Source organism: Hydrogenophaga sp. (genome assembly GCF_031426985.1).
Classification (GTDB): Bacteria; Pseudomonadota; Gammaproteobacteria; order Burkholderiales; family Burkholderiaceae_C; genus Hydrogenophaga.
On sequence record NZ_JASJOY010000065.1, the window covers coordinates 1 to 16,101 of the forward strand.

Annotated in this window: 17 protein-coding genes; 8 read left to right on the forward strand and 9 right to left on the reverse strand. The window is 67.9% G+C overall.

Going from position 1 to position 16,101, the window contains the following annotated elements:
- On the reverse strand, positions 1 to 513 hold a 513-nt coding region (locus RMP09_RS08845), incomplete at its 3' end, for a crotonase/enoyl-CoA hydratase family protein (protein ID WP_310565610.1).
- Positions 514 to 637: 124 nt separating this feature from the next.
- Between RMP09_RS08845 and RMP09_RS08850 the strand changes: the two genes are divergently transcribed.
- The 4 genes from RMP09_RS08850 to RMP09_RS08865 all read left to right on the forward strand — a co-directional run bounded on the left by RMP09_RS08850 (position 638) and on the right by RMP09_RS08865 (position 4,643).
- Positions 638 to 1,501, forward strand: coding sequence for an amidohydrolase family protein (locus RMP09_RS08850; RefSeq protein ID WP_310565611.1), 864 nt, complete (start codon positions 638 to 640; stop codon positions 1,499 to 1,501).
- A gap of 49 nt (positions 1,502 to 1,550) precedes the next feature.
- Positions 1,551 to 2,579, forward strand: coding sequence for a TRAP transporter substrate-binding protein (locus tag RMP09_RS08855; RefSeq protein ID WP_310565612.1), 1,029 nt, complete (start codon positions 1,551 to 1,553; stop codon positions 2,577 to 2,579).
- 197 nt (positions 2,580 to 2,776) lie between these two features.
- Positions 2,777 to 3,568 (forward strand): GntR family transcriptional regulator, encoded by a 792-nt coding sequence (locus RMP09_RS08860; protein ID WP_310565613.1) that lies wholly within the window; start codon positions 2,777 to 2,779, stop codon positions 3,566 to 3,568.
- 34 nt (positions 3,569 to 3,602) lie between these two features.
- A complete protein-coding gene (locus RMP09_RS08865; protein WP_310565614.1) occupies positions 3,603 to 4,643 on the forward strand; it encodes a TRAP transporter substrate-binding protein in 1,041 nt (346 codons plus the stop codon).
- A gap of 55 nt (positions 4,644 to 4,698) precedes the next feature.
- Here RMP09_RS08865 and RMP09_RS08870 read toward each other — a convergent pair whose 3' ends face one another.
- The 8 genes from RMP09_RS08870 to RMP09_RS08905 all read right to left on the reverse strand — a co-directional run bounded on the left by RMP09_RS08870 (position 4,699) and on the right by RMP09_RS08905 (position 12,622).
- The gene (locus RMP09_RS08870; RefSeq protein ID WP_310565615.1) at positions 4,699 to 5,625 is read right to left on the reverse strand and encodes an SMP-30/gluconolactonase/LRE family protein; all 927 of its coding nucleotides are present in this window, start codon (positions 5,623 to 5,625) and stop codon (positions 4,699 to 4,701) included.
- 7 nt (positions 5,626 to 5,632) lie between these two features.
- Positions 5,633 to 6,619: an amidohydrolase family protein gene (locus tag RMP09_RS08875; RefSeq protein ID WP_310565616.1), complete on the reverse strand. Its 987-nt coding sequence runs from the start codon at positions 6,617 to 6,619 to the stop codon at positions 5,633 to 5,635.
- Positions 6,620 to 6,675: 56 nt separating this feature from the next.
- Positions 6,676 to 7,665, reverse strand: coding sequence for a tripartite tricarboxylate transporter substrate binding protein (locus tag RMP09_RS08880; protein ID WP_310565617.1), 990 nt, complete (start codon positions 7,663 to 7,665; stop codon positions 6,676 to 6,678).
- A gap of 43 nt (positions 7,666 to 7,708) precedes the next feature.
- On the reverse strand, positions 7,709 to 8,695 hold the full coding sequence (locus tag RMP09_RS08885) for a tripartite tricarboxylate transporter substrate binding protein (RefSeq protein WP_310565618.1): 987 nt from the start codon (positions 8,693 to 8,695) through the stop codon (positions 7,709 to 7,711).
- Between the two features lie 31 nt (positions 8,696 to 8,726).
- Positions 8,727 to 9,806, reverse strand: a complete 1,080-nt coding sequence (locus RMP09_RS08890; protein ID WP_310565619.1) for a cyclase family protein — start codon at positions 9,804 to 9,806, stop codon at positions 8,727 to 8,729.
- 22 nt (positions 9,807 to 9,828) lie between these two features.
- Positions 9,829 to 10,764 carry an NAD(P)-dependent oxidoreductase gene (locus RMP09_RS08895; protein WP_310565620.1) on the reverse strand — a complete coding sequence of 312 codons (936 nt, stop codon included), beginning with the start codon at positions 10,762 to 10,764 and terminating at the stop codon, positions 9,829 to 9,831.
- Positions 10,761 to 11,444 (reverse strand): RraA family protein, encoded by a 684-nt coding sequence (locus RMP09_RS08900; protein ID WP_310565621.1) that lies wholly within the window; start codon positions 11,442 to 11,444, stop codon positions 10,761 to 10,763. Before RMP09_RS08900 ends, RMP09_RS08895 begins: the two co-directional genes overlap by 4 nt.
- A 206-nt stretch (positions 11,445 to 11,650) precedes the next feature.
- The gene (locus RMP09_RS08905; RefSeq protein ID WP_310565622.1) at positions 11,651 to 12,622 is read right to left on the reverse strand and encodes a tripartite tricarboxylate transporter substrate binding protein; all 972 of its coding nucleotides are present in this window, start codon (positions 12,620 to 12,622) and stop codon (positions 11,651 to 11,653) included.
- 127 nt (positions 12,623 to 12,749) lie between these two features.
- On the opposite strand from RMP09_RS08905, the gene RMP09_RS08910 reads away from it, so the two are divergent.
- From RMP09_RS08910 to RMP09_RS08925, 4 genes are all read left to right on the forward strand, one after another.
- Entirely contained in the window at positions 12,750 to 13,535 is a 786-nt protein-coding gene (locus RMP09_RS08910) for an IclR family transcriptional regulator (protein WP_310565623.1), read from the forward strand.
- 308 nt (positions 13,536 to 13,843) lie between these two features.
- A complete protein-coding gene (locus RMP09_RS08915) occupies positions 13,844 to 14,878 on the forward strand; it encodes a TRAP transporter substrate-binding protein (protein WP_310565624.1) in 1,035 nt (344 codons plus the stop codon).
- Between the two features lie 272 nt (positions 14,879 to 15,150).
- Positions 15,151 to 15,627: a TRAP transporter small permease gene (locus tag RMP09_RS08920; protein WP_310565625.1), complete on the forward strand. Its 477-nt coding sequence runs from the start codon at positions 15,151 to 15,153 to the stop codon at positions 15,625 to 15,627.
- Positions 15,624 to 16,101, forward strand: a 478-nt coding sequence (locus RMP09_RS08925) for a TRAP transporter large permease subunit (RefSeq protein ID WP_310565626.1), incomplete at its 3' end; no start/stop codon positions are given. The genes RMP09_RS08920 and RMP09_RS08925, both read left to right, overlap by 4 nt.

A 16,101-nucleotide genomic window follows, 5' to 3' on the forward strand; every position in this document is an offset into this window, starting at 1 on the left:
GTTGTAGACGCGGCCGGTGAGCATCATGTCGGTCATGCGGGCGGCGCCGATCAGCTTGGGCACGCGCACCGCGCCACCGCCGCCGACGAAGATGCCGCGCGTGCCTTCGGGCAGGGCGTAGAAGGTCGATTCATCGGCCACGCGGATGTGGCAGGCGCTGGCCAGCTCCAGGCCGCCGCCGACCACCGCACCGTGCAGCGCGGCGATCACGGGCACGGTGCCCTTCTCGACACATTCGAGCGCGGCGTGCCACATGCGGGAATGGAAGACGCCGTCGGCCGCGTCGCGTTCGCTCAGCTCGGACAGGTCCAGGCCGGCGCAGAAGTGTTCGCCCTCGCCGTCGATCACCGCCGCCTTCACGCTTTGCGGCAGGTTCTGGAAGGTGTCGCGGAGGGCCAGGATCAGGCCGTCGTTCAGGGCGTTGCGCTTGGCCGGACGGGTCAGCGTGACGATGGCAATCTGGTTCTGCTCGCCGTGCAGGCGCACGCTCAGGTCGGGGTGTTGTGTGGTCATGGTGTTTCGGGTTTTGGAGCTTGTTCGGTGTGTGAATTATTGTTATAAACAATAACCAAATCAAGAACAACCCTGTGCCATTACCCCCGTACTTACCCTAGTGCCTCGCCAACAAGGAGCCCCGATGGACCACCAGAACCTGATCGCGATCGACATCCACACCCACGCCGAAGTGAGCTGTCGCAACCCCTTTGACAACTATGGCGAGGAGTACGACCGCGCGGCCGACAAGTACTTCGGCAGCAACCGTCGCCCCACCATCGCCGAGACGGTGGCCTACTACCGCGAAAAGAAGATCGGCCTGGTGATGTTCACCGTGGACAGCGAATCGCAGCTGGGCCGGCGCCGCATTCCGAACGAAGAGATTGCCCAGGCCGCGCGCGAGAACAGCGACATGATGGTGGCCTTCGCCAGCATCGACCCGCACAAGGGCAAGATGGGTGCGCGCGAAGCCGAACGCCTGATCAAGGAAGAAGGCATCAAGGGCTTCAAGTTCCACCCCACGGTGCAGGGCTACCACCCCTACGACAAGATGGCCTGGCCCATCTACGAGGTGATCAACGCGCACAAGATGCCGGCCATCTTCCACACCGGCCACAGCGGCATCGGCAGTGGCATGCGCTGCGGCGGCGGCCTGCGCCTGGAGTACAGCAACCCCATGCACCTGGACGACGTGGCGATCGACTTCCCCGACATGCAGATCGTCATGGCCCACCCCAGCTTCCCCTGGCAGGACGAGGCCCTCTCCGTGGCCACGCACAAGCCCAACGTCTGGATCGACCTCTCGGGCTGGAGCCCGAAGTACTTCCCCAAGCAGCTGGTGCAGTACGCCAACACGCTGCTCAAAGACCGCATCCTGTTCGGCAGCGACTACCCGCTGATCACGCCCGAGCGCTGGATGAAGGACTTCGAGGTCGCCGGTTTCAAGCCCGAGGTGATGCCCGGCATCCTCAAGGGCAACGCCGTGCGCCTGCTCGGCCTGGCCTGATCGTTTTTTCAACCACCAAACCCCACCCTCAACAGAAGGAGACACGACCATGACCGCATGGACATTCAAACTGGCCGGCATCGCGCTGGCCGCCGCCGCCAGCGTCAACGCGTTCGCGCAGGACGTGACGCTGCGCCTGCACCAGTTCCTGCCGCAGCAGGCCACCATTCCGGCCAAGGCCATCGCGCCCTGGATCAAGAAGATCGAGACCGAGTCCAACGGCCGCATCAAGATCCAGATGTTCAGCTCCATGCAGATGGGCGGCACGCCGCCGCAGCTGTTTGACCAGGCCAAGGACGGCGTGGCCGACATCACCTGGACGGTGCTGGGCTACACCCCGGGCCGCTTCATGAAGACCGAAGTGTTCGAGCTGCCCTTCCTGACCGGCCTGTCGTCCGAGGCGTCGTCCAAGGCCCTGCACGAGTACGTGGCGAAGAACGCCATGGACGAGTTCAGCAGCGTCAAGCTGCTGGCGGTGCACACCCACGGCCCCGGCCTGCTGCACACCAAGCAGCCGGTCACCGGCCTGGAAAGCCTGCGGGGCATGAAGGTCCGTGGCGGCACGCGCATCGTCAACAACATGCTGGTCAAGCTGGGCGCCACGCCCGTGGGCATGCCGGTGCCGGCGGTGACCGACGCGCTGACCAAGGGCGTGCTCGACGGCACCACCATCCCCTGGGAAGTGGGTCCGTCGCTCAAGGTGCACGAGTTGGTGAAGAACCACACCACCTTCGCCGGTGGCAACGGCCTGTACGTGACCACCTTCGCGCTGTCGATGAACAAGGCCGCCTACGACAAGCTGCCGGCCGACCTGAAGAAGGTGATCGACCACAACAGCGGCATCGACACCGCGGCGGCGTTCGGCAAGGCGATGGACGAGGGCGACAAGGTCGGCCGCGAGATCGCACTCAAGAGCGGCAACAAGGTCACCGAACTGGACGTGGTCGAGGTGCAGCGCTGGCGCCGCACCGCCAGCACGGTCGAGTCCGACTGGGTCAACGAAGTCAAGGGCAAGGGCATCGACGGCGCCCGGCTGCTGGCCGACGCCAAGGCCAGCATGGCCAAATACAGCAAGTGAACAGCAAGTGACGCCAGGCCCCTTCGCCTGCGCCAAGGCCGCCCTCCGGGGCGGCTTTTTTTTCGCCCGTTGTTGCCCCTGTCCACACCGCAGGACCCGCAGGTTCGGGTTTCTTTGGATACAGAAGCTCCTGATTTACCCTGATTCGGACCCGATTCAGGCCCAATTCGAGGTGATTCTGTATACATTCACGGCGCATGAACCGCGTTGTCGCTTCCTCAACCACCGCCGATGTGGCGCCGGTGCCCGCCGTGGCTGAGAGCGCGCAGGTGCGGGCCTTGTTGCAGCTGCGGGAGTTGATCCTCTCGGGCGAGCTGGCCGGGGGCACGCGCATCGCCGAACTCGCGATCGTCGAGCGCCTGGGCATGTCGCGCACACCGATCCGCGCCGCGCTGGTGCGGCTGGAGCAGGAGGGCCTGCTGCAGGCGCTGCCCCATGGGGGCTACGTGGTGCAGCGCTTTTCGGAGCGCGATGTGGCCGACGCCATCGAGCTGCGCGGCACGCTCGAAGGCTTGCTGGCGCGGCGCGCGGCCGAGCGCGGTGTGCCCAGCGCCGCCCTGCAGGCTGCGCGCGCCTGCCTGGCGCGCATCAGCGCGCTGCTGGCGGCGCCCCGGCTGGACGAGCAGGCGTTCTCCGACTACGTGGCCAGCAACAGCCAGTTCCATGTGCTGCTGGTGGCCATGGCCGACAGCCCCACCATCGGCCGCCAGCTCGACCGCGTGAACAGCCTGCCGTTCGCTTCGCCCTCGGGGTTTGTGCTGGCGCAGTCCGACAGCGCCCCCGCGCGCGACATGCTGGTGGTGGCGCAGCAGCAGCACCTGCAGGTGCTCAACGCCATCGAGCGGCGCGAAGGCGCGCGTGCCGAATCCATCATGCGCGAGCACGCCCGGCTCGCGCAGCGCAACCTCGACGCCGTGCTGGCCGAGCACCCGGCGGACGCCTTGACGGTGTCGATACCGGCGATCCGCCTGATCCAGCGCCAGCCCTGACCATTTTTCACCCCACCACCATAAGGAGACCACCATGAGTTCGATGAAACGCCGAGACGCCCTGCGCGCCCTGGGCGCCCTGGCCGCTGTCGGTGCGGCCGGCAGCGCCGCCGCCCAGCAGACCGTGACCCTGCGCCTGCACCAGATGCTGCCGCCGCAGGCCACCATCCCGGCCAAGGCCATCGTGCCCTGGGCACAGAAGGTCGAGGCCGAATCGGGCGGGCGCATCAAGGTGCAGATCTTCAACGCCATGCAGCTCGGCGGCGCGCCGCCCCAGCTGTTCGACCAGGCGCGCGACGGCGTGGTCGACCTGACCTGGACCGTGCTGGGCTACACGCCGGGCCGTTTCCCCAAGACCGAAGTGTTCGAGCTGCCGTTCATGAGCGGGTCGGCCGAGCAGTCGTCCAAGGCCATCCAGGAGTACGTCGAGAAATTCGCGGCCGACGAGTTCAAGGACGTCAAGCTCATCTGCGTGCACACCCACGGCCCGGGCCTGTTCCACACCAAGCAGCCGGTGACCGGCCTGGAAGCCCTGCACGGCATGAAGATCCGTGGCGGCTCGCGCATCATCAACAACATGCTCACCAAACTGGGCGCCACGCCGGTGGGCATGCCGGTGCCGGCGGTGACCGATGCGCTGTCCAAGGGCACCATCTCGGGCACGACCATTCCGTGGGAGGTGGCGCCTTCGCTCAAGGTGCACGAGCTGGTGCGCAACCACACCACCTTCGCCGGCAAGGAAGGGCTTTACACCCAGACCTTCGCCTTCTCGATGAACCGTGCCGCCTACGACAAGCTGCCGGCCGACCTGAAGAAGGTCATCGACGCCAACTCGGGCCAGGTGGCCGCCGCCCTGTTCGGCAAGGCCATGGACGAAGGTGACAAGGCCGGCCGGGCCATTGCCGAGAAGGCGGGCAACAACATCGTGGCGCTGGACATCGCCGAGACGCAGCGCTGGCGCCGCACGGCCGGCACGGTCGAAAGCGACTGGATCAACGAGGTCAAGGCCAAGGGCATCGACGGCGCCAAGCTGGCGTCGGAGGCGCGTGCCCTGATCGCGAAGTACAGCAAGTAAGCCGCCGTCCTCCGCACAAGGGGCACCGATCCAGGTCGGTGCCCCTTTGCTTTTTTTATGCGGCGGTCCCGGGGCGATGCACCTGCGCACCCGGCGCCGCCATCGTCGCCCGCAGAACACTGCCGCTGGTGGATTCGGTGCAGTACAGCGTCCGGCGGTCCGTGCCGCCAAACGCCAGGTTGGTGAGCGAGGTGCCGGTCTCGGCGCGCAGCACCTGCACCGGCTCGGCCCGGTGGTTGAGCACCCACACATAGGCCAGGCCCGGGTTGGCCACCAGCAGCTGGCCGGCGCTGTCCATGGCCAGGCCGTCCGGGCCGCTGGGGCCGTAAGACGTGAAGAACTGCCCGGCCTTGGACACGCCACCGTCGGCCAGCAGCGGCATGCGCCAGACACAGTTGCCGCGCGTGGCCGCGACGAACAGGAACCGCTCATCCAGCGACAGCACGATGCCGTTGGGGCTGGGCACGTTGTTCAGCAACAGGTCCAGCCGACCGGCAGGGCTGAGCCGGTAGACGCGGCCCGTGGGGTCTTGCAGGCCGGTCTGGCCCTGGTCGGTGAAGTACAGGTTGCCCTGCGAGTCAAAGCACAGGTCGTTCAGGCCCTTGAAGCTCTCGGTGTTGCGCCGACCCAGGTAGGGACGCACCGCGCCACTGCGGCTGTCCACCACCATCAGGCCGTTGCGGTAGTCGGTCACTAGCAGCTCGGTTGCGTTGAGGAACTTCATGCCGTTGGGCTCGCCGTCCCACTGCGCCACCAGTTCCCACTCGCCTTGCGGGTCGATGCGGAACACGCGGCCGAAAGGGATGTCGGTCACGTAGAGATTGCCGGCGTCGTCGAACACCGGCCCTTCCAGAAACGAATCGACCTCGCGTCCGCCCATGTTGGCGTCGCTCCACACCGTGCGCTGGCGCTGCCGAAAGCGCGCGGGCAGGGTGGTGAACAGGTCCAGCGTGCGGACTTCGGGGGGCGTCAGAAGCAACATGGTGGTCTCAGTAGCCGTACAGCTTGGCGGGGTTGTCAACCAGTATGCGCTGGCGGATCGCCGCCGTGGGCGCCCAGTCGTCCAGCAGGTTCAGCACCGCCGCGTCGTCGGGCTTGTCGTTGGCCTTCTTGGTCGGGTGCGGCCAGTCGCTGCCCCAGACCATGCGCTCGGGCGCCAGCCCGATCAGGGCGCGCGCCACCACGCCCACGTCCGACAGGTCGGGCCGCTTGCTGGTGAGGTAGGCACCCGACAGCTTGAACCAGGCCTGGCCGCCGTCCAGCAGGCGCGCGTACAGCGCAAACGCCGGGTGTTTCAGGCCCTGCGGCTGGGGCAGCTGCCCCATGTGGTCAAACACCACCGGGCAGGCCAGCCGTTGCAGGGTGTCGCCCACCGCGAGCAGCCGATCGGCGTTGCCGTTGACCTGCAGGTGCCAGCCCAGCGGGGCGATGCGTTGGGCCAGCGGCTCCATCATGTCCGCCGTGATCCCCACCAGAAAACTCAGGTTGAAGCGGATGCCGCGCACGCCGGCCGCGTGCAGTTCGCGCAGTTGGGCATCGCTCACGCCGGTGTCCACCACCGCCACGCCGCGTGCCGCGGGGCCAAAGGCCTGGAGGGCGTCCACCAGCAGGCGGTTGTCGGTGCCGTAGGTGGACGGCTGGACCACCACGTTGCGTTGCAGGCCCAGGCGCTGCTGGAGCAGGCGGTAGTCGGCCACGCTGGCGTCATCGGGCAGCAGCGTGGCCGAGGGGTGGGCCGGGTAGCGGCGGTCGTAGATGTGGTGGTGGCAGTCGCAGGCCAGGGCCGGCAGGGCAAAACGCGGTACCTCGGCGCCAGCGGAATGCGGCACGGTGGTGGGCCGGGGTTGGGGCGGCTGTGGTGTCGGCTGGCCCGGCGCTGCGCTGACGGCGCAGCCGGACAAGCCGGCCAGCGAGGCCGCGCCGCCCAGGGCCGCCACGAAGCGGCGGCGGGAGGTGTCGATGGGCAAGGGCTTCATGGTGTGTCTCCGGTTCCTGTTGTGTTGTGTCGTGTCGTGTCGTGTCGGGGCGTGCCTCAGTCCACCTTGAGCTTGAGTTGCTGCGCGATCTGCGTCCAGACGGCGGTTTCACGCGCCACGTCCTGGGCAAACGCCTCGCCACACTGCACCTGGGGTTCCATGCCCAGCGCGCGCAGCTTGTCTGCCCCGGCGGCCGACGTGGCGTAGGCGCGCGCCTCGCGCTGCAGCAGGGCCATCACGGGTTCCGGGGTGCTGGCCGGGGTCAGCAAGCCGTACCAGGCGTCGGCGGCGTACGCCTTGAAGCCGGCCTCGGCGAAGGTCGGCACACCCGGCAGCTGCGCCGAGCGTTGCGGGTTCGCGATGGCCAGGGCCGTGAGCTTGCCGGACTTGATCAGCGGCAGCACCGAACCGAGCGTGGCGAACGAGGCGTCGACCTGGCCGGCCATCACATCGGCCACCGCGGGGGCCGCGCCCTTGTAGGGCACGTGGGTCAGCTTCACGGCCGCCTGGCGCGCGAACAGTTCGCTGGCGAAGTGGACCGAACTGCCGATGCCCGGCGTGGCGTAGGTGATGCCCATGGGCACCGCCTTGGCGCGTTCGACGAACTCGGCCAGCGTCTTGACCGGCAGCGCCGGGCCGACCACCAGCACCGTCGGAGCGCTGGCGATGCGGCACACCGGTTTGAACGAGCGCACGGCGTCGAACTTGATGCGCGCGCTGTAGAGCGCCGGGATCATGGTGTGGTTGGTGGCGGCCATCAGCAGGGTGTGGCCGTCGGTGGCGCCGGCCACGGCCTCGGCCGCGATGATGGTGTTGGCCCCGGGCTTGTTGTCGACCACCACGGCCTGGCCCAGGCCCTTGCTGGCCTGGTCGGCAAAGCCGCGGGCCACCACGTCGGTGGGGCCCCCGGCGGCGAAGCCCACCACCAGCCGGACCGGCTTGACGGGCCAGACCGGGGACTGGGCCCAGGCTCCGCTCAGGGGGATGATCAGAAAACTCAGGCCGAGTCCGGCCAGGGCACGGCGGTGCCCAAGGTGTTGTTGCATGGGGGTCTCCGGGGTGGATGTGGAGGCTGGGCCTCCACGGGTCTTATTGCTTTTCGAAGGCGGTGTTGGCCGCGACCTTGCCCCAGGCGTCGGTGCTGTCCTTGAGCATCCGCCCGAAGGCTTCCGCGCCGACCTGGCGGGGCTCGGCGCCCATGCCTTCGGCGAAGGTCTTCATGTCGGCGCTGGCCATGGCGGTGGCGATTTCCTTTTGCAGCCGCGCCAGCACGTCCGCCGGCAGGCCCTTGGGCGCCCACAGGCCGGTCCAGTTCACCACGCCGGGCCACTTGACGCCGGTTTCGGTGAAGGTGGGCACGTCGGGCAAGGCGGCCAGCCGCTTGTCGCCGCTGACGGCCAGCAGGCGCAGCTTGCCGCCCTTGACGTTGCCCATCAGCCCGGTGGTCGACGCGATCTGGAAGTCGATGGTGTGCGACAGGATGGCGGTGGTGGCCTCCCCGGCGCCCTTGAACGGGATGTGCATGAAGTTCACGCCCGACGCGATGCCCAGCGCCTCGGTCGCGAAGTGGGGCGTGGTGCCCGGGCCACCGGTGCCATAGCTCACCTTGTTGCTTTCGCGTTTGGCGTCGGCCAGCAAGTCGTTCAGGGTCTTGAAGCGGGACTGGGCGTTCACCGCCAGGCCCATGGGCGCGAACACGAAGGCGCTCACCGGCACCAGATCGGTGCTCGGGTCGAAGGGCAGCTTCTTGAAAATATGGGGCAGCAGCGAGTAGGTGGTGTCGTTGGCCACCAGGGTGTAGCCGTCGGGATCGGCCTTGGCCGCGAGGCTGGCGCCGATGGTGCCGGTCGCGCCCGGCTTGTTCTCCACGAAGAAGCTCTGGCCGGTCTGCTCGGTCAGCTTCTGCGCCATCTTGCGTGTGACCACGTCCACCGCGCCACCCGGGCCGTAGGGCACGATGATGCGCACGGCCTTGGTCGGCCAGGCGGACTGGGCGTGGGCGAGGGGCGCTGTGGCAGCCAGGCCCAGCAGGACGGTGGCGGCCAGGGCGGATCGGCGGTTCAGGGGTCGGTTCATGTTTGTCTCCATGGGTTGAGTGAAATCGGAATCAGACGGTGGCGATCGGGGTCGCCGGTGAGCCCACCGCGCCGGGCAGGCGCAGCGGTGGCGCGGTGAGCAGGAAGCGGCTGCGCTGGTGCTGCCGCAGCCAGCGGGCGAGTTCGGTGAGGTACCAGAGCTCGCCCAAGTGGATGCCGTTTTTGAACAGGCAGTGTTCGTGCAGCGGCAGGCGGGGCCGGCGGAGCGGCTGGCCGGCCTGCGAGACGCTGGCCAGCTTGGGCACCACCAGCTCCACCGCCGGGTTGTCGGCCACCAGGCAGGCCAGGCGGGTGTCGGTGATCCAGTGGAGCAGACGCTGATCGTGCCCGTCGAGCCCGCTGCCGGTGGCGTGCAGGTGCGCCACGTCGGGTTGCCGGTTCATGGCCAGCAGGCTGTCGGCAAATCCGGTGTGCACGCAGACCATGTCGCCGGGTTCGATGGACACCCGGTCGGCGTCGAGGATGCGCATCAGCACCTCGTAGCCGACGGCCTGCCGCTGGCGGCCGATGTGGTGCTCCAGGTCGATCATCACGCCGCGCCCCTGCGCGCCGTGTGCGGCCAGGTGTGCGATGTCCAGTGCACCGGCCACCGGCTCCGGGTAACGCGCCCAGGGTTCGGAGGCGCCGGGATCTTCTGTGCCGGCGCGGATGGCTTCGCCCGCGCGGTGGCCGTTGTAGAACACCGCCTCCGGCACGCCGTCACCGTCCGCATCGAAATGGCTGCCCACGTGGGCCAGGCTGTCCCACTGTGTGGAGTACTGCAGGCTCATCAGCACCACATCGTCGTTGACCACGTCGCTGAGCTCGGGGTCTTCGCTCTGGTAGGACCAGCAAAAGCCCTGCTGGCCTGCGCTGTTCCCGTCGCGCAGCACGCTGTAGCGGCGCGGGGGGATGCGCCGGGGGTTGAGGGCCTGGCCACCCGGCACGTCCAGTGGCAGTGAGAGGCAGAAGGTCCGTCCTTCGCGCACCTCGGCCACACCTTTCAGCACCTGGGCGGCGTTGACGAGGTTCATGCGGCCGAGCTGGTCGTGGGGGCCGAACTCGCCCCAGTGGCTGCCCGGCGGGGTGTGTTGCCAGTGCGGGGTGTTCATGTCGTGCCAACCGTGGTGTCGCTCAGGCAGCGGCGCTGGCCTGTCGCAGCACCGCCAGCGTGTTCTGCGCGGCGGCAACGCCCATGTTCACATAGGCGTCGCTGGTGACACCGCCGATGTGCGGGCTGAGGATGAAGCCCGGTTGCCCATGGAAGATGTGCGGCACGGTCATGGGCTCGATGGCGAAACTGTCCAGCCCCGCCATGCGCACCTGGCCCGACCGCACCGCCGCCAGCAGGGCAGGCTCGTCGATCAGCCCGCCGCGCGCGGTGTTCACCACGATCACGCCTGGCTTGCAGCGCGCCAGTGTCTGCGCGTTCAGCAGGCCCTTGTTCTCCGGGGTCAGCGGACAGTGCAGCGAGACCGCATCGGCTTCGCGCCAGAGTGTCTCCAGGTCCACCGCGGTCACGTAATCCGGCAGGTGCTTGGCGAACGGGTCGAAGCCGATCACGCGCATGCCCATGGCATGGGCCATCTGCGCAAAACGCAGGCCGATGGCGCCCAGGCCGACCAGGCCGACCGTGCGGCCGCCCAGCTCCAGGCTCTTGTGTGTGGCCTTGTCCCAGTGTCCGTCGTGCATGCGAACGTTCAGCTGCACCACCGACTTGGCGCAGGCCAGCAGCAGCGCCAGGGCCTGTTCGGCCACGGCGGCGGCGTTGGCGCCCACGGCGGCCGTCACGGCAATGCCGCGTTGTGCGGCGGCCGCCTTGTCGATGGTGTCGGTGCCGCTGCCGTGTTTGGAGATCACGCGCAGCGCGGGCGCAGCGTCCATGGCCTCGGCGTTCACGCCGCTGTAGCGCACGATGATGGCCACTGGGTTGTGCGCTCGCGCCATGGCGATGATGTCGGCCTGCGTGGGCGTCTTGCCGGTGTAGACCACCTCATGCCCTTCGAGCAGGGCCAGCGCCTGCGGCGCGAGGTCGGCACCCGTGACGAGGATGACCGGTTTCGGATTCACAGCGTTTCTCCCGCTTTGAGCACGCCAGCGGTGACCAGCGAAGCGCTGAGCCACGAGGCCGAGGTGTTGCCCTCTTTGATCTGGGCAATGCGTTTGGCCTCGGCCTGCACCTTGTGCTCGACCAGGGGCAGCAGGCCGGCCAGCGCCTCGCGCTCGATCACCACCACGCCGTCACCGTCGCCGATGACGAAGTCGCCGGGGTGCACGGTCACGCCGCCGATGCTGATCGGGTGGCCGATGCGGCCGCCGTTGTTCTTGGTCGGGCCGTTGGGATTGGTGCCGACCGAGAAGACCGGGTAGTCCATCTCGTCGATCTCCAGGCTGTCGCGCACCGCGCCGTCCATCACCACGCCGGCCAGGCCGAGCTGGCGGCAGGCGGTCATCATGATGGTGCCCATGAGGGCCGAGGTCTGGTCGCCCTTGCCGTCGATCACCAGCACGTCGCCGGGTTTCGCCAGCGCCATGGCGGCGTGGATCATGAGGTTGTCGCCGGGACGCACCTCGACGGTGAAGGCCGGCCCGGCCACTTTCATGCGCGGGCGCAGGGCCTGGATGCGGCCGTGCAGCGCACCGCGGCGGCCGTTGATGTCGGAGAAGATGGCCGGCTGGTATTTGGCGGCCTGCGCCACCAAGTCGGGCGTGGTGCGCGGGAAGTCTTTGATGATGTCGGGCTGGGACATTTCAGGGCTCTCTGTTCAAAAAAATGGGATTCCGCCGACCCGGCGCGTGACCGTGATGAGCGAGGTGACTGGTTCCAGGACACCCGCGGAACCGGCTTTGCCGGGCCGCAGGGTGTGTCCCCCTCCCAGCGCCGCAGGCGCGTCAGAGAGGGGGAAGCCGCGTCAGCGGCGCAGGGGGAGGAGCCGATCCATCGGCGCAGGGGGTGTCAGTCGAGGGTGGCGCCGGAGGCCTTGACGATGGGCGCCCAGCGGGCGAGGTCGCTCTTGATCAGGCTGCCGAAAGCGTCGGGGGTGCCACCGAGCACGTCGGCGCCCTGGTCGCTGAGCTTCTTCTTCACGTCGGCCGACTGCAGCGCCTTGTTGATCTCGGCATTGAGCAGGGTGACGATGTCCTTGGGCGTGCCGGCCGGGGCCACGAAGCCGAACCAGGTGACGGCCTCGAAGTCCTTGACGCCCGACTCGGCAATGGTCGGCACCTGGGGCAGGTCGTCCACGCGCTTGAGCGAGGTCACGGCCAGCGGTCGCAACTTGCCGTTCTTGATGTGGCCGATCAGGGTCGGCACCGAGGACAGGTACAGCTCCACGCGGCCGCTGACCACGTCGGTGGACGCCTGGGCGGCGCCCTTGTAGGGCACGTGGGTGAAATCGACGTGGGCCGACTTCTGGAACAGCACGCTGGCCAGGTGCGCCACCGTGCCGTTGCCGGCGAAGGCCATGTTCAGCGAACCCGGTTTGGCCTTGGAAGCCGCCACCACCTCGGCCAGGGTCTTGAAGGGCGAGGTCTCGCCCACCACCATGACCAGCGGCGCGCTGGCCACCAGGCCGATCGGGGTCAGGTCCTTGACCGAGTCGTACGGCATCTTCGTGTACAGCGTCGGGTTGATGGCCAGGTTGCTGGTCTGGCCCAGGGCGATCGTGTAGCCGTCGGCCGGCGACTTGGCCGCGGCGTCGATGCCGATGTTGCCGCCGGTGCCCGGGCGGTTCTCGATCACGAAGTTCCAGCCCTTGGTGGTCTGGATCTTGTTGGTCACTTCGCGGGCGATCAGGTCGGTGCCGCCGCCGGCCGGGAAGGGCACGATGACCTTGATCGGTTTTGCGGGGTAGGCCTGGGCGAAGGCGGCGCCGCTGGCCAGCAGCAGGCTGGCGACGGCAAGGGCGTGGCGGCGGGAAAGTGGCATGTCTTGTCTCCGGAGGTCGGTGGAAGGTCGTGGCCGCAGGCAAGGGGTTCTGGCGGCTGAGGCGGACTGTACGGAGCGGTTTCGTTCAATACAATGGTGTTTCATTCGTCGAAACATGGGGCATTCAATGAAACCCTCGAAAAAGCCCATCGAGGCACCTGAAGCGGCCAACGCCGAGAGCAGCACCGGCAGCGTGACCGCCGTCACCCGCGCGCTGCGCGTGCTCGAATGTTTCGGCATGGACGACCCGCAGCTCACGCTGGCCGAGATGAGCCGCCGCACGGGCATGCACAAGACCACCACGCTGCGGCTGGCGCGCACGCTGGCGGCCGACAACTACCTGGTGCAGAAGGAAGACGGCAGCTGGCGCCTGGGCCGCGCGGCGGGCTGGCTGGGCGCGTGTTACCAGGCGGTGTTCGATGTGCACGAAGTGGTGGAGCCCGTGCTGCGCGCGCTGACGGTGCAGACCGGCGAGAGCGCTTCGTTCTATGTGCGCGAAGGCCAGCAGCGCCAGTGCCTGGCGCGGGTGGATGGGCCGCAGACCATCCGCCACCACGTGCGCGTGGGCATCGGCCTGCCGCTGAACCTGGGTGCGCCGGGCCGCGTCATCCTGGCGTTTTCCGGCGAGTCGGGCGAGCCTTACGAGTCGATCCGGCGGCGCGGTTTTCACCTCTCGATGGGCGAGCGCGAGGCGGAGGTGTCCAGCGTGTCGGCGCCGGTGTTCGGCCTGCACTGGCGGCTGCTGGGTTCGGTCTGCATCTCGGGGCCGACGGCGCGCCTGCCGGAGGCGCGGCTGATGGAGCTGGCGCAGACGGTGATGACGGCCGCCAACGAACTGTCGTATGCGATCGCCGGTTCGCGCCGGCCCTCTGCGATGGCGGGGCCAGCTGGGGCGGCGACCTGGCACCCCTGATGTGGCGGCGTCAGCCGAACGCGCCTGGCCTGCGTGGCGTTGACGGCCGTACCCACCACCACGTTCACCTCGCCCTGGCGCAGCCGCTGCGGTTGCGCGCCGTACAGCTGTTCGCTCACTCGCAGGCGAAGTCGCAGCAAATTAACCATTCGGTTCATGCCTGGCTGCTATAGCTGAAAGTCAGTCTTGCCGCTTTTCAATAGGCGGCAAACCGAGCACAGTCCGGCCCCAAGGCGGAGGTATCGCCGCCAGGCGCTGTGGCGCAGGGCGATGCCGGACCATTCCCCCACCACCCTCTGGAGACGAAGATGCAACTTTTCCGCCGCAGCCTGCTGGCTTCCGTGGCCGCCCTGTCCGTGCTGGCCGCCGTGCCGGCCCAGGCGCAGACCGTGACCCTGCGCCTGCACCAGTTCCTGCCGCCGCAGGCCGCCATTCCGGCCAAGGCCATCATTCCCTGGGCCAAGAAGGTCGAGGCCGAATCGGGTGGTCGCATCAAGATCCAGCTGTTCCACGCCATGCAGATGGGCGGCACGCCGCCGCAGCTGTTCGACCAGGCGCGCGACGGCGTGGCCGACATCACCTGGACGGTGCTGGGCTACACCCCGGGCCGTTTCAACAAGTCCGAAGTGTTCGAGCTGCCCTTCATGTGCAGCGGCGGGTCCGAGGCCTGCTCGCGCGCCTTCCACGAGTACGTGGAAAAGAACGCGGCCGACGAGTTCAAGACGGTCAAGCTGCTGGCGGCCCACACCCATGGCCCGGGCCTGTTCCACACCAAGCAGCCCGTGACCGGCCTGGAAAGCCTGCGCGGCATGAAGATCCGCGGCGGCTCGCGCATCATCAACAACATGCTGGTCAAGCTGGGCGCCACGCCCGTGGGCATGCCGGTGCCCGGCGTGACCGATGCGCTGACCAAGGGCGTGATCGACGGCACGACCATTCCCTGGGAAGTGACGCCCTCGGTCAAGATCGCCGAGCTGGTGAAGAACCACACCACCTTCGCCGGCAAGGACGGCCTGTACACCCAGACCTTCGCCTTCTCGATGAACCGGGCCGCCTACGACAAGCTGCCGGCCGACCTGAAGAAGGTGATCGACAACAACAGCGGCGTCGAAGCGGCGGCCATGTTCGGCCGTGCGATGGACGAGGGCGACAAGGTCGGCCGCGATATCGCCGTCAAGGCCGGCAACCACATCGTGGCCCTGGACGCCGCCGAGACGCAGCGCTGGCGCCGCACGGCCGCCACGGTCGAGACCGACTGGGTCAATGAAATGAAGGGCAAGGGCATCGATGGCGCCAAGCTGGCCGCGGATGCGCACGCCCTGGTGGCCAAGCACGCCAAGTGACCCCCGCTCCCGGGGGTGGGCCGCCACGCTGGCTGGCCGCCTCGGGGTTTACGTGCTTGACAGATTGGTTATTTTAAAAAACCATATGTGTACTGCCTTTTTGGGTGGTGCGGCCTTCGGGTTGCACCGTTCTTTCGAGGCGTGCGCACCGGCGGCACCCGCCGCCAGCCGGTCTTCGGGCCGTTGGCGGTGGTGGACAATGGTGCGCCTCGCGATGTCCGGCCCCACCTTCGGTGGGCGAGTTGTTGGGCGAACCCATCTGAGGTGAGATCTTGAAAATCCTGAGCTTATTGGCGAGAACGTGCGCCATCCTGGCGGGTCTGCTGATGACCGCCATCACGCTGGTCACCTGCGCCAGCCTCATCGGGCGCAACACCATCGGGGCCACCCTGATGGGGGACTACGAACTGACGGCCGTGACCGCCGGTGCCGCGGTGGCGCTGTTTCTGCCCTGGGCGCAGCTGCGCCGCGGCAACATCATCGTGGACTTCTTCACCGCGAAGATGTCCGACGGTGTCAACGCCGTTCTGGACCGTTTCGGTGCGCTGGTGCTGGCGCTGGTGATGCTGCTGCTGGGCTGGCGCACGGTGGTGGGCGGCATGAACGCCTATGAGGCGCAGACCACCACCATGATGCTGGGTTTCCCCGAATGGGTGGTGTACGCGGCCATGGTGCCGCCGTTGTTCCTGACGGGCCTCATCGGCCTGACCCAGGCGTTTGTGGGTGATTTCCAGGAGCAAGAGCAATGAGTTCCCTTTCCATGGCCGGCGCCATTTTTGGCGTCATGCTGCTGCTGATGGCGCTGCGGGTGCCCATCGCCATTTCCATGTTCGTTGCCGGCGTGTTCGGCTACATCAGCCAGGTCGGCTGGCTGCCGTTTTCCAACAACCTCAACGGCATCGCCTTCGCGCGTTTTGCCAGCTACGACCTGTCGGTCATCCCGCTGTTCATCCTGATGGGCAACTTCGCCACCCAGGGCGGCATCTCCAAGGCGCTGTTCGAAGTGGCGGCCACCCTCATGGCGCGCTTCAAGGGTGGTCTGGCCATGGCGGCCGTCATGGCCAGCGCGGCGTTCGGGGCCATCTGCGGTTCGTCCATCGCCACCGCGGCCACCATCACCTCGGTGGCGCTGCCCGAGATGAAGCGCCACGGTTATTCGGGCCGCCTGTCCACCGGCACGCTGGCCGCCGGCGGCACGCTGGGCATCCTGATCCCGCCCTCGG

Bases quoted from the DNA above. Each gene is read 5' to 3' on its own strand.
- RMP09_RS08850 (WP_310565611.1), top strand. From the start codon at position 638: ATGGACCACCAGAACCTGATCGCGATCGACATCCACACCCACGCCGAA.
- RMP09_RS08855 (WP_310565612.1), top strand. From the start codon at position 1,551: ATGACCGCATGGACATTCAAACTGGCCGGCATCGCGCTGGCCGCCGCC.
- RMP09_RS08860 (WP_310565613.1), top strand. From the start codon at position 2,777: ATGAACCGCGTTGTCGCTTCCTCAACCACCGCCGATGTGGCGCCGGTG.
- RMP09_RS08865 (WP_310565614.1), top strand. From the start codon at position 3,603: ATGAGTTCGATGAAACGCCGAGACGCCCTGCGCGCCCTGGGCGCCCTG.
- RMP09_RS08870 (WP_310565615.1), bottom strand. From the start codon at position 5,625: ATGTTGCTTCTGACGCCCCCCGAAGTCCGCACGCTGGACCTGTTCACC.
- RMP09_RS08875 (WP_310565616.1), bottom strand. From the start codon at position 6,619: ATGAAGCCCTTGCCCATCGACACCTCCCGCCGCCGCTTCGTGGCGGCC.
- RMP09_RS08880 (WP_310565617.1), bottom strand. From the start codon at position 7,665: ATGCAACAACACCTTGGGCACCGCCGTGCCCTGGCCGGACTCGGCCTG.
- RMP09_RS08885 (WP_310565618.1), bottom strand. From the start codon at position 8,695: ATGAACCGACCCCTGAACCGCCGATCCGCCCTGGCCGCCACCGTCCTG.
- RMP09_RS08890 (WP_310565619.1), bottom strand. From the start codon at position 9,806: ATGAACACCCCGCACTGGCAACACACCCCGCCGGGCAGCCACTGGGGC.
- RMP09_RS08900 (WP_310565621.1), bottom strand. From the start codon at position 11,444: ATGTCCCAGCCCGACATCATCAAAGACTTCCCGCGCACCACGCCCGAC.
- RMP09_RS08905 (WP_310565622.1), bottom strand. From the start codon at position 12,622: ATGCCACTTTCCCGCCGCCACGCCCTTGCCGTCGCCAGCCTGCTGCTG.
- RMP09_RS08910 (WP_310565623.1), top strand. From the start codon at position 12,750: ATGAAACCCTCGAAAAAGCCCATCGAGGCACCTGAAGCGGCCAACGCC.
- RMP09_RS08915 (WP_310565624.1), top strand. From the start codon at position 13,844: ATGCAACTTTTCCGCCGCAGCCTGCTGGCTTCCGTGGCCGCCCTGTCC.